Here is a 12238-nt window from a genome sequence, read left to right on the forward strand (position 1 = left end):
ATGAGCCAAGCCCACGCACACTGCCGCCATAACAGGAGACACACCGTGGAAGTTTCATTCAGCCAAGAAGTGGAAATGCTGCGCATGGGCGCGGGCGAAACGTTTCACGGCGAGGGCATCTTGGCCATCACCAAAGCCTTGTTGCAATCGGGCGTGGCCTACGTGGGCGGCTACCAAGGCGCGCCGGTGTCGCACTTGCTCGACGTGATGGTGCAGGGCAAAGACTACATGCAAGAGCTGGGCGTGCACGTCGAAGCCTGTGCCAACGAAGCCTCGGCGGCGGCCATGCTGGGCGCCTCTATCCATTACCCCTTGCGCGGCGCGGTGACGTGGAAGTCCATCGTCGGCACCAACGTGGCGGCCGATGCGCTGAGCAATTTGTCGTCACCCGGCGTCAAAGGCGGCGTGCTGGTGGTGGTGGGCGAAGACTATGGCGAAGGCGCCTCGGTCATCCAAGAACGCACCCACGCCTATGCGCTGAAGTCGGGCATGCTGCTGCTCGACCCCCGCCCCGATTTGAGCCGCATGGTGGACATGGTGGAGCACGGGTTTCGGCTGTCCGAAGCATCCAACATGCCCGCCTTGATGGAGCTGCGCATTCGCGCCTGCCATGTGCGCGGAAGCTTTGTGGCCAAAGACAACCAAGCGCCTGCGATCTCAGCACTGCATTTGATGAACGAGCCCGCCAAGTTTGACTACAGCCGACTCGCCCACCCGCCCGTCACCTTTGGCCACGAAAAGCTCAAGCACCAAGAGCGCATTCCTGCCGCCCGCGCCTACATCGAAGCGCATGGGCTGAACGAACACTTTGACGGCGAGCACGCGGACCTCGGCATCATCGTGCAAGGCGGTCTGTACAACACGTTGATTCGCGCGCTGCAACAGTTCGGCTTGGCCGACGCGTTTGGCGAGTCCAAAATTCCGCTGCTGGTGCTCAACGTCACCTGCCCCTTGGTGCCTGACCAAGTTGCCAACTTCTGCATTGGCAAACGCGGCGTGTTGGTGATGGAAGAAGGCCAACCCGAGTACATCGAGCAAGAAATTGCCACCCTGCTGCGCCGCCGCGACGTGCCCACCCCCCTGCACGGCAAAGACTGGTTGCCCCAAGGCGGCGAGTACACCGCCGAGGTGATGGCCCAGGGCTTGTTGCAGTTTGTGAACACGTATTTGACAGCCCCAGCGGCCAATGCCACGGTATCCAGCGCCAGCGCAGCAGACGCCACCGCTACGTCCGGCGTGCAGCAATGGCTGCAAGGCAACCGCGAGCGCCGTGTCGCCGTCACCCAAACCTTGAGCGCCAAAGGCCAAACCCTGCCTGCGCGTCCCCCGGGGTTTTGCGTGGGTTGCCCCGAGAGGCCCGTGTTCTCGGCCATCAAACTCGCGCAGCAAGACATTGGCGCGGTGCATGTGGCCGCCGACATTGGCTGCCACGCGCTGGGCACGTTTGAGCCCTTCTCCACCGGCCACACGATCTTGGGCTACGGCATGAGCTTGGCCAGCCGCGCGGGGGTGTCGCCCGCCATGCAACGGCGGGTGTTGTCCATCATGGGCGACGGCGGGTTTTGGCACAACGGTTTGCTGACCGGCGTGCAAAGCGCGCTGTTCAATGGCGACGATGCCGTGCTGCTGATTTTCAAAAACGGCTACACCTCGGCCACGGGCACGCAAGACATCATCTCCACCCCCGATGACGCCGCCAAACTCGCCGCCGCCGACAAATGGCAAAGCTTGGCGCACACCAACCAAACCATCGAGCGCACGCTGCAAGGCTTGGGCGTGAAGTGGATGCGCACGGTGCACACCTACGAAGTGGCCAAAGTGCGCGAGACCTTGGTGGACGCCTTCACCTCCGACTTTCAAGGCCTCAAAGTCATCATCGCCGAGGGCGAATGCCAGCTAGAGCGCCAGCGACGCATCAAGCCGTGGATTGCCAGCTTGCTCAAAAAAGGCGAGCGCGTTCAGCGCGTGAAATACGGCGTGGACGAAGACGTGTGCAACGGCGACCACGCCTGCATCCGCTTGTCGGGCTGCCCCACGCTCACCCTCAAAGACAACCCCGACCCGCTCAAGGTCGACCCCGTGGCCACCGTGATCGACGGCTGCGTGGGTTGTGGCTTGTGCGGCGAAAACGCCCATGCAGCCACGCTGTGCCCGTCGTTCTACCGCGCAGAAGTGGTGCAAAACGCGTCGCTGTGGGAACGCTTCATCGCCTCGGTGCGCGGCCAAGTGGTGCGCGTGCTTCAACCGGCTTAAAGACCCTTCAAGACTTGCCATGACCCAACCTATTTCTATTTTGTTGTGCGCCCTCGGCGGCGAAGGCGGCGGCGTGTTGGCCGATTGGCTGATCGATGCCGCGCGTCACGCGGGCTACCCCGCGCAAGCCACCTCCATCCCCGGCGTGGCACAGCGCACAGGGGCCACCACCTATTACCTCGAAGTGTTCCCCACCCACAGCCGCGAGCTGGGCGGGCGCAAACCGGTGTTTGGCCTCAACCCCTTGCCCGGTCGCCTTGATTTGCTGGTGTCGTCCGAGCTGCTTGAAACAGCACGGCAAATCAGCAACGGCTTGAGTTCGGCCGACCGCACCTTGCTCATCAGCGCAGGCAACCGCGCCTTGACCACGCAAGAAAAAATGCAAATGGGCGATGGCCGCTTGGACGACGCCGCACTGGTGCAACTGCTGCAACAACACAGCCGCGCCAGCCATGTGCTGGACATGGCCAGCCTCACCCGCGACGCAGGCACGGTGGTCAGCGCGGTGATGCTGGGCAGCATCGCGGCCAGCGGTGTGCTGCCACTGCAACGCGCCGACTACGAAGCCGCCATTGCCGACGGCACGCCCACCGACAAACTCAGCGCCAGCCAACGCGCCAGCTTGCGCGGCTTTAGCTTGGCGTGGGACGCGGTGCAGAACCAAAAAACACAATCACGTTACGTTGATGCGGTGCTGGCTCCGAAAGCCAACGCCACATCAGCCCTTGCCAACGCAGCCCACGAGTTGCCGAGCAGCCTGGCCAGTCAGTTCCCCGCCGCCACCCACGAGATGCTGACCTTGGGCGTTGACCGGCTCATGGACTACCAAGGCCAAGCCTATGCGGACCTGTACGTGCAGCGCCTGCGCACCGTGCTGGCCACCGAGCCCGCTGGCCAATCGGCCGTCACCCAAGAAACCGCCCGCTGGCTGGCCTTGTGGATGGCGTTTGACGACATCGTGCGCGTCGCCGACCTCAAGAGCCGCGCCAGTCGCTGGGCCCGTGTGCGTGGCGAAGTCAAAGCCAAAGACGACGACGTGGTGAAGCTGTTTGACCACTTCAAACCCGGCATTCCCGAATTCGCCGCGCTGCTTCCCAAGCCCTTGGCTTTAACGCTCACGCGCTGGGACAACGCCCGCGTCGTACGTGGCAAACAGCCCTTGGCATTCCCCATCAAAGTGGGCACACACAGCGTGTTTGGCATGGTGATGTTGCGTCTGCTGGCCAGCCTGACATGGCTGCGCGTGCGCGGCCACCGCTACGCCGAAGAACAAGCCTTGATCGAGGAATGGCTGAGCGCCGTCGCCCATGGCAGCGCGCAAAGCGCGGCATTGGGCCTCTCGCTGGCCCGATGCGGACGGTTGATCAAAGGCTACGGCGGCACCCACGACCGCGGGCGCGACAACCTGCTGCACATCCTGCGTCACTTAGCCCAAGGCGCTGCATTTGACAGCCCTGCCGAACGCGCCCACGCGATTGACCAAGCCCGCGAAGCCGCTTTGCGCGACGAAGCCGGTATCGCCTTGGACCAAACCCTGCGCGCCCACGGTGCGCCAGCCCGCGAAGTCAAAGCGCAACCCATCCGTTGGATGCCACGCCCCAACGCGAACAGCCAGCCACGCCCTGTGCCACCTCGGTGACACGGGGAAACACCTGTAGTCAGCACCACTCAAAACACTTACAACTTATAACGTTCAAGCCGTCCACACCCCCATGTATCGCGCTTGGTATTGATTCATTTTTCGTCCGTCTATTTCGTCCACTTTTTTTGCGAGGAACCCATGCAAGTCAAACTCTCACGCACACTGGTCGCCACCGCCATCGCCGCACTCACTTTCGGTGCAGCCCAAGCGCAAGACAAACCCGTCATGGTCAAAATGGCCAGCTGGGTGCCTGCACAACACGCCCTCAACCCTGCCTTGCAAGCGTGGGGCGAAAGCTTGAAAGCGGCTTCGGGCGGCACCATCAGCGCCACCTTGTTTCCGTCGGAACAACTGGGCAAAGCGTTTGACCATTACGACATGGCACGCGACGGCATTTCTGATTTCTCGTACGTCAACCCTGGCTACCAGCCCGGCCGCTTCCCCATCTTTGCTGCGGCGTCGTTGCCCTTCATGATCACCAACGCCAAAGCAGGCTCTGCCGCCATTGATGCGTGGTACCGCAACTACGCGGCCAAAGAAATGAAGGACGTGCATTTTTGCTTCGCCTTCGCGCACGACCCAGGCGCCTTCCACTCGCGCAAGAAAATTGTGTTGCCCTCCGACATCAAGGGCATGAAAGTGCGTCCAGCCACTTCCACCGTGGGTCAAGTCATCACCATGCTGGGCGGCACCAACGTGCAAGCGTCGGCCCCTGAATCGCGCGACATGCTGGAGCGTGGCGTGGCCGAGGCCATCACGTTCCCATGGGGTTCGATGACTTTGTTTGGCATCGACAAAGTGGTGAAGTACCACATGGACGTGCCCTTCTACGCCACCCCGTTTGTGTGGGTGATGAACAAAGACAAATACGCCGCCTTGTCGGCCAACCAAAAGAAGGCGGTGGACAGCCATTGCACCAGCGAGTGGGCCGAAAAAGTGGGCAGCGCTTGGGCTGACTTTGAAATTGCTGGCCACGTCAAACTGGCTGCAGACCCCAACCGCGAGGTCTACAAACTCACACCTGAGCAACTTGCTGAATGGAAAAAGGCTGTGGCACCTGCCGAAGCGCAATGGGCCGCAGACGTGAAGAAAAAAGGCGAAGACCCTGTGGCCGTCATGAACGCGTTCAAGCAATCGCTGGCCAAGTACAAGTCGGGCATGTGAGGGCGGCATGAGCACTGAATCTGCGCCTCGCAAAAATCCGTTCGATCGCATCATCGATGGCATCGAATGGATGGCTGCGCTCTTTGTCGGCATCGTCGCAGCCAACATCTTCATCTCGGTGTTGCTGCGCAAGTTCTTTGACACCTCGATTCCCGACAGCTACGACTTCGGTCGTTTGCTGCTGGGCATTCTGATTTTCTGGGGCATCGCCGCCACCAGTTATCGGGGTAGCCACATCACGGTCGATTTGCTGTGGACGGGTGCCAGCCCCCGCATGCGCCGCTTCATCGACGTGTTTGCCACGTTGGTGTTGCTCTTTGTGGTGACGGTGCAAACCATCATGCTGTTCGACAAGGTGAGCATGACCTACATCGACAACGTGTTGACCTACGACCTGAACTTGCCCACGTGGCCCTTCTTCGCTGTGGCGTGGATGGGTGATGTGTGCGCGGTGTTGTTGATTGGCATCCGGACTTGGCGACTGATCTTCCAGCCCGAGGCTTTGGAAGACCATCCTGAAATGAAAACAAGTGAATAAAAAATGGAACTAAGTACCGATGCCGTCGCCGTGATCGGCTTTGTCGTGTTGTTCGTGCTGATGCTCTTGCGCGTGCCCGTGGGCATGGCGATGGGCTTGGTGGGCGTGGTGGGCTACAGCTACATCGCGGGCACCGGCCCCGCGCTTAAACTGATCGGCCAAACCTCCATGCGCACCGTGACGGACTACACCTTTGGGGTGATCCCGATGTTCATGCTGATGGGCGCGTTTGTGTCGGTCTCGGGCGTGAGCCGCGAGCTGTTCCGCGCGGCCAATGCCTTCATCGGCCACTTGCGCGGCGGCTTGGGCGTGGCGACCGTGCTGGCCTGCGGTGGCTTTGCGGCCATTTGCGGCTCGTCTGTCGCGACAGCGGCCACCTTCTCGGCCGTGGCCTATCCTGAGATGCGCCGTTTTGGCTATCCCCAATCGTTCGCTACCGGCGTGATTGCGGCGGGCGGCACCTTGGGCGCCATGCTGCCACCGTCCACCGTGCTGGCGGTCTATGCCATCTTGACGCAGCAAGACATTGGCAAACTGTTCATGGCGGGCATCGTGCCGGGTTTGTTGGCGATGAGCATGTACGTCATCACCATCATGCTGATCGTGTACTTCCGTCCCGACTGGCTGCCAGCGGGTGAGCGCAAGTCATTCCGCGAACGCGTGAGTGGCTTGCAAGACGTGTGGGCGCCTTTGGTGTTGTTCTTGTTTGTCATCGGCGGCTTGTACGGCGGCTTCTTCACGCCCACCGAGGCGGGCGGTGTGGGTGCCAGCGGTGCATTCTTGTTGGGCGTGTTGCGCGGCAAGCTGGACCGTGCCGGCATTCGCGAAGCGCTGCTTTCGGCCACGCGCACTTCGGCGGCGGTGTTCACCGTGCTAATTGGTGCGCTGCTGTTTGGCTACTTTTTAACCATCACCCAAACGCCGCAAAAGCTGACCGAGTTTTTGACAAGTTTGGGCGTAGGCCGCTACGGCGTGCTGGCCATGATCATGGTGATGTACTTGGTGCTGGGCTGCTTGATGGACGCGATGGCCATGATCATCTTGACCGTGCCCATCATCTACCCCGTCATCTTGCAACTCGGCTTCGACCCGATTTGGTTTGGCATCATCATCGTGATGACGGTGGAGCTGGGGCTGATTCATCCGCCCGTGGGGATGAACGTCTTCGTCATCAAGAGCGTGGTGAAAGACGTGAGCTTCATGACCATCTTCAAGGGCGTGATTCCGTTCGTCATCACCGACATCTTGCGACTCATCATCTTGATCGCCTTCCCCATCATCGCGCTGTGGTTGCCTAACCGCTTGTGATGAAACAGTGACGCATGTGAAAGAGGCCTTGGTTTACCAAGGCCTCTTTTTTCAGTGCGTTGTATGGGGTACTTTGAGCCGCAGTGGGTTCAGCAAACTTTGTAAAAACTCAAATGCACCGCATCGGGTAAGCGCAAACCCACGCCGATGAACTGGTGTTCAGCCAACCAAGCCCATTGCGGGGTGGTGGCTTCAAACTTAGGTTGGCAGCGAAAGTAAACCCGCGCGGGGTCCACGGGTTCGCCGCTTCGAATCTTGGCTGAGTCTTCGGCAGAGGCCACGCGCAACGCGGTGTTTTGCACAAACACGCGGCTACCGTCTTGCAACTCCAAGACGTAGCGTGCATCTAAATGTGCTTGCGTGCCGTCGCCCACGATCAACTGAAAGTCGGCCCCACCCGCCACGATTCGGCCCTGCATCTGCGGCCCCGTCACCGTGCCACCGGTGATGGGAATCATGCGGCGCATGCCCATCGCGGTTTGGCCCACTTCAACGGGTGCATCAATCGTGACGGCGAGGTCACACAGGTGTTCGAGTGTGGGGGCGGGTAGGGTCATGCCCGAATGTTAATGCGCCAGCATCAACGCTCGCGCAACGCTTGCGACACGTTTTGCAGCGGCCGGAACAGGTACTCCAACACGGTTTTTTGGCCGGTGCGGATTTCTACCGTGGCGGTCATGCCCGGGGTGGGCTCAAGCTTGAGGCCCTTGCGCACGCGGTTGGGGTCTTTGATGCGCACCAAGATGCGGTAGAAACCTTCTTCCATGTCGGCGGGGTTGGCGCCAGGTCTGCGTTGCTGGCGTTCGTCTTTCAGGGTGTCGGGACTCAGGTGTTCCAACTCGCCGTCTAAGCCACCGTATTTGTTGAAGTCATACGAACTCAATTTCACGACGGCCTTTTGACCCACTTTCAAGAACGCCACTTCCGACGGTTTGACGTAGGCTTCAACCAACATTTCGTCTTCAGTGGGCACGATTTCCAAGATAGGCTGACCCGCTTGAATCACGCCCCCCACGGTAGTAACTTGCACGTTCTTGACCACGCCCTTCATCGGCGATTTGACGGTGGTGTGCATGAAAGCATCTTGGCGCGCCGATGCATTTTCTTTAGTCTGCGACAACTCCGACGAGACGCGTGTCAGCTCGTTGTTGGCGTCGGTCAGGTAGCGATTTTTACGCTCTGCGCGCTGGCCCATCAAATCGGCTTGTTGACGTTTCAGGCGCAACAACTCCACCTCCGACATCACACCGCTCTGCACCAAAGGCGCCGTCATGGTGATTTCGCGGGTGATCGCCGACAAAGAAGCATCGAGTGCGGACAGTGACTCCGCAAGCGCCAACTTGCGGGCTTGGTAGGCCTGCGTTTCTTGCAGCGTCAGCTGACTCTCGCGCTTGAGCTCAGGTGGGAAAGTCAGGGCTGTGTTGTTGGCTTCCGCGCGCAAACGTGCGGCGATGGCTAACAAGGACAGGTACTTTTCGTTCGCCTCACGGTAGCCTGCGCCAGAACGGGCATCGTCCATTTGCAACAGCACTTGGCCTTTTTCAACCACGTCACCTTCGCGGACCAACATTTCCCGCATCACACCGGAGTCCAAGCTTTGAATCACCTGCTCACGGCTGGAAGGAATCACTTTACCTTGACCGCGCGTGATCTCATCCAAGCTAAAAAACCCTGCCCAGACCAACGCAACCACCAAGGTGGCGCCCGTGGCCCACACCAAGGTGCGACTGGCTTCGCGCTCGTCGTCTTCGACGGTGCTGATTCCAAATTGTTTGCTTCTCATCTCAAAACTCCTTAGCGTTGCGCGGCTGCCGTTTTCACGTCGATGCCTCGCGACAACTTGTCAATCATTTCTTGTTTCGGTCCGATAGCCACGCATTGGCCCGCCTCGATCACACCAATCAAATCGGCCCATTCCAGCAACTGTGGGCGGTGGGTTGACATCAACAAGGTGCGGCCCTTGAGCCACTCGCCCAACACGGCGATGACGTGAGCTTCTGTGTTCTGGTCCATGTTGGCCGTGGGTTCGTCCATGAACACCAACTGCGGATCGCGCAGCATCATGCGGGCGATGGACAGCAACTGGCGTTGACCGCCCGACAAGCCGCCACCGGCTTCGGTGATGGGCATGTCCAAACCACGCGGGTGCGAGGCCACCAAGTCGTACATGTTCAAAGACTTCAAGACCTCAATGATCTTGGCGTCTGAAATCCAAGCCTCAGACAGCACCATGTTTTCACGCAAGGTGCCCATGAACAGTTGTGGGTCTTGGCCCACATAGCCCATGCAGCTGCGCACTTCGGCGGGCTCGATCTGTTGCATCTCCACACCGTCCAAACGCACGCTGCCCGCGAGTGGCGTGTACAGGCCTGCCATCAAGCGCAGCAAGGTGCTCTTGCCGCTGCCCACGCGACCCAACAGTGCCAAGCGTTGTCCCGGCTCGACCTTGAGCGACAAACGCTTGATGACCGGAATGGCGTGCTCACCGGGGTAACCAAACTCCAAGGCCTGCGCTTCCAAGCCACCGGCGATGTGCTCAGGCGTGACGTAGGTGCGCTTGATGTCGCGGTCGCGAGGACGCTTCATCAAACCATCCAACGTTTCCAGCGACGACACCGCTTGTTGGTAACGCGCGGCCAGCGACATGACGCTGCTTAGCGGCGAAATGGCACGACCGGCCAAGATGACCGAGGCAATCAAACCGCCCAGCGTCAACATGTTGGCGTGAATCATGTACACACCCACCACCACCATGGCCACGGTCACCAGTTGCGAAACAGCGGTGGTGAAGCCCATGATCCAGTTGGTGAGTGAGCGGATTTCTTTGTACGAATCAGAGCCCGCTTTGTTGGACGTTTCCCAGCGGCGTTGCAAGTAGCTCTCGGCGTTGTGCGCCTTGAGCAACTCCAAATTCAGCACCGACTCGACCAACACGCTTTGCTTGTCGCCCGCCTCTTTCATGTTGGCGCGCATGGCTTTCATGAGTGGCTTTTGCGCCCACAAACCTTGGGCGATCAACACGGGCATCGACAGCGCAGGAATCCACACCAAGTGGCCACCCACCATGGCGATCATGCCCAAGAACAACAGCACAAACGGCATGTCGGCCAACACGACCAAGGAGGCCGACGAGAAGAAGTCGCGCAGCGATTCAAAGTCGCGCATGGAGCTGGCAAAAATACCCACCGACTGTGGACGGTTCTCTAAGCGGATGCCCATCACCTCACGCAACAAGGTGGCGTTGATGGCGAGGTCGGCCTTCTTGCCGCCCAAGTCGACCAAGCGCGCTTTGAGCCACCGCATGATGAACTCCAGCACGATGGCAATGGCCGTGCCAATCGCCAGCGTCCACAGGGAGGCGTAGGCTTGCGTGGGCACCACGCGGTCATACACGTTCATCGTGAAAAACACGCTGGCCAAGGTCAACACGTTGGCCACCACCGTGGCCACCATCGACTCCACATAGAAATGGCGGAAGCGCCACAACGTGCCCCAGAACCAGCTGAACGCGGCGCCTTGCATGGGCGCCAGCGTTTGGTCGCTGCGCTTAGGCTGCAGCTTGACCACCAACACCTCTTCACGGGCCAAGCCTTGCAGCTGCTGCAAGTTCACCTGCTCGTCTTGCATGCCGCCTTCGGCCCACCACACCGTGGCCATGTTGCCGTCGTGCGAGCGCAGCACGCAGGAGCGGCCGTCCACCAAAGACACCACCACGGGCAGCACATAGCTCGGAATGTCGGCCAAAGGCTTGCGGCTCCAACCGGCGATCAAGCCGTGTTGTTGCGCCAAATCGGGATACGCCTCAGGCGGGATGCGCCCTTGGTCGTCCAAGGCAAAGCCTTGGCGCATGGCCGGCACATGCACGGGGTGGCCCAAATGCTTGGCCACCATGGCCAAACACACCAACAAGGTGTCGGATGAACCGTCTTTTTTTTCTGGAGTACGCATAACTGACCAAGTAGAAATTAAGGGGCGAAACGTCGGGCCAAATCACCCATAGACGCCAACAAACGAGTGCGCGCAATGTGCTCGTCGTAATAGGCCGAGGTGGCTGCGCTTTGGTAGCCAAACGCTTCGGCCTGAATGTTCAGCAAGTCCAGCAACTGGCGACGCGCCAAACGGAACTGTTGGCGGTAACCGTCCACCACCTTGTCGCCCACGCGGGCTTGCTCGGCACCTTGCGTGGCGCGGTCGCGGGCAGAGGCCCACTCGTGCCAAGCCAAGCTGGCTTTTTCACGGGCCAACAAACGGGTCTCTTCTAAGCCAAACTGCGCGGCTTGCAGCTGACTCACCGCTGTTTGAATTTGTGCCGATGTACCGCCACCGTTGTACAACGGCATGTTCAGCTGCACTTGGGTGAAAGTGTCCATCTGCGGCTCAAGACGACTGTTGAGGTTGTAGGGGTTGGCTTGGCGCGTCACGCTCACATCCACCGTGGGCCAGTATTGGCCTTTCGCCATTTCGACCGCCGCTTCTGCGGCTTGCACTTGGGCGCGTTGCTGCGCGATCGCTGGCAAGTCGTCAAACCCGTTGTTTTGTAACTCGTCAAAGCTGCCAGGCACTTGGTACAAACGCCCCCCATTGCGCACCGACTCGATCAAACCCGAGGGCGACGCAGGCAAACGATCGGTCCAAAAGCGGCTCAAGCGTTGGCGGGCTTGAGACAGCTCGGTGTCGCGCTGCAACTTGATGAGCTTGGCGTTGTCCATGCGCACCTGCGCTTGCTCTAAGTCGATGCGGCGACCTGAGTCGACATCCACAATTTTGCGAATGTCGTTGAGCGTGACTTGGTGGGACTCTAAGTTCTTCTTGGCCAAATCGGCCATCTCTAAAGAGCGCGCCCAGTTGATGTAGGCCTCGGCAGCTAGCTGCGCCACGTCGTCGCGGGTGACCGCTTCTTGAAACTCGCTGCCTTCGGTCAACGCCTCGGCGCGGCGGGCATCGGCCTCAATACGGCCACCTGACCACAAATTCAAACGTGCCGACGGCGTAGACGCATTGCTTTTGACACTGCTTGTGGCAGGCAACTTGCCAGAGCCGTAACTGTTATGTGCCAGCCCCATGCTCACCTGCGGGTAATGCGCAGCACGGGCACGCTCAATGTCGGAACGCGCCGCATCGGTCTTGGCCTTGGCCGAGATGAGACTGGGGTAAATAGTGAGCGCGTTTTGCACAACGTCGGTAAACGACTGCGCCTGGGCGCCCGCGCCCAACACACACAATGCCAACGCCACCGCGGTGCGGGCCCGAAAGATACGTTTGGTGTTCATGATTTGTCGAATGGAGTTGTTTTTGTTACTTATTTACTAAAAATTGTAACTCAAAAAAGCAAA

General features: G+C 59.9%; 9 protein-coding genes. 5 read left to right on the forward strand and 4 right to left on the reverse strand.

Annotation, left to right across the window (positions count from 1 at the left end; translation table 11 throughout):
• The first annotated feature begins 45 nt into the window (after positions 1–45).
• From C5F52_RS08390 to C5F52_RS08410, 5 genes are all read left to right on the forward strand, one after another.
• Complete coding sequence (locus C5F52_RS08390) at positions 46–2253, forward strand: indolepyruvate ferredoxin oxidoreductase subunit alpha (RefSeq protein ID WP_104797907.1); 2208 nt, start codon at positions 46–48, stop codon at positions 2251–2253.
• 19 nt (positions 2254–2272) lie between these two features.
• A complete protein-coding gene (locus tag C5F52_RS08395) occupies positions 2273–3892 on the forward strand; it encodes an indolepyruvate oxidoreductase subunit beta family protein (protein ID WP_104797908.1) in 1620 nt (539 codons plus the stop codon).
• A gap of 141 nt (positions 3893–4033) precedes the next feature.
• Entirely contained in the window at positions 4034–5059 is a 1026-nt protein-coding gene (locus C5F52_RS08400) for a TRAP transporter substrate-binding protein (RefSeq protein WP_104797909.1), read from the forward strand.
• A 7-nt stretch (positions 5060–5066) separates the two neighbouring features.
• Positions 5067–5597 (forward strand): TRAP transporter small permease, encoded by a 531-nt coding sequence (locus C5F52_RS08405; RefSeq protein ID WP_104797910.1) that lies wholly within the window; start codon positions 5067–5069, stop codon positions 5595–5597.
• A gap of 3 nt (positions 5598–5600) precedes the next feature.
• Entirely contained in the window at positions 5601–6905 is a 1305-nt protein-coding gene (locus tag C5F52_RS08410) for a TRAP transporter large permease (protein WP_104797911.1), read from the forward strand.
• 89 nt (positions 6906–6994) lie between these two features.
• On the opposite strand, the gene C5F52_RS08415 is transcribed toward C5F52_RS08410, so the two are convergent.
• From C5F52_RS08415 to C5F52_RS08430, 4 genes are read right to left on the reverse strand one after another with little or no spacing between them, the layout of a single operon-like run.
• Complete coding sequence (locus C5F52_RS08415) at positions 6995–7462, reverse strand: DUF3237 domain-containing protein (RefSeq protein WP_104797912.1); 468 nt, start codon at positions 7460–7462, stop codon at positions 6995–6997.
• A gap of 23 nt (positions 7463–7485) precedes the next feature.
• Positions 7486–8688, reverse strand: a complete 1203-nt coding sequence (locus C5F52_RS08420) for an HlyD family type I secretion periplasmic adaptor subunit (RefSeq protein WP_104797913.1) — start codon at positions 8686–8688, stop codon at positions 7486–7488.
• A gap of 11 nt (positions 8689–8699) precedes the next feature.
• Entirely contained in the window at positions 8700–10853 is a 2154-nt protein-coding gene (locus tag C5F52_RS08425) for a type I secretion system permease/ATPase (protein WP_104797914.1), read from the reverse strand.
• Positions 10854–10870: 17 nt separating this feature from the next.
• Positions 10871–12175, reverse strand: coding sequence for a TolC family protein (locus tag C5F52_RS08430; protein WP_104797915.1), 1305 nt, complete (start codon positions 12173–12175; stop codon positions 10871–10873).
• Positions 12176–12238 lie beyond the last annotated feature (63 nt).

The organism is Limnohabitans sp. TS-CS-82, from assembly GCF_002943475.1.

What these genes read in the sequence shown, in the direction of transcription:
- C5F52_RS08395 (WP_104797908.1), top strand. Translation starts at nt 2,273, where the DNA reads ATGACCCAACCTATTTCTATTTTGTTGTGCGCCCTCGGCGGCGAAGGC.
- C5F52_RS08400 (WP_104797909.1), top strand. Translation starts at nt 4,034, where the DNA reads ATGCAAGTCAAACTCTCACGCACACTGGTCGCCACCGCCATCGCCGCA.
- C5F52_RS08405 (WP_104797910.1), top strand. Translation starts at nt 5,067, where the DNA reads ATGAGCACTGAATCTGCGCCTCGCAAAAATCCGTTCGATCGCATCATC.
- C5F52_RS08410 (WP_104797911.1), top strand. Translation starts at nt 5,601, where the DNA reads ATGGAACTAAGTACCGATGCCGTCGCCGTGATCGGCTTTGTCGTGTTG.
- C5F52_RS08415 (WP_104797912.1), bottom strand. Translation starts at nt 7,462, where the DNA reads ATGACCCTACCCGCCCCCACACTCGAACACCTGTGTGACCTCGCCGTC.
- C5F52_RS08420 (WP_104797913.1), bottom strand. Translation starts at nt 8,688, where the DNA reads ATGAGAAGCAAACAATTTGGAATCAGCACCGTCGAAGACGACGAGCGC.
- C5F52_RS08425 (WP_104797914.1), bottom strand. Translation starts at nt 10,853, where the DNA reads ATGCGTACTCCAGAAAAAAAAGACGGTTCATCCGACACCTTGTTGGTG.
- C5F52_RS08430 (WP_104797915.1), bottom strand. Translation starts at nt 12,175, where the DNA reads ATGAACACCAAACGTATCTTTCGGGCCCGCACCGCGGTGGCGTTGGCA.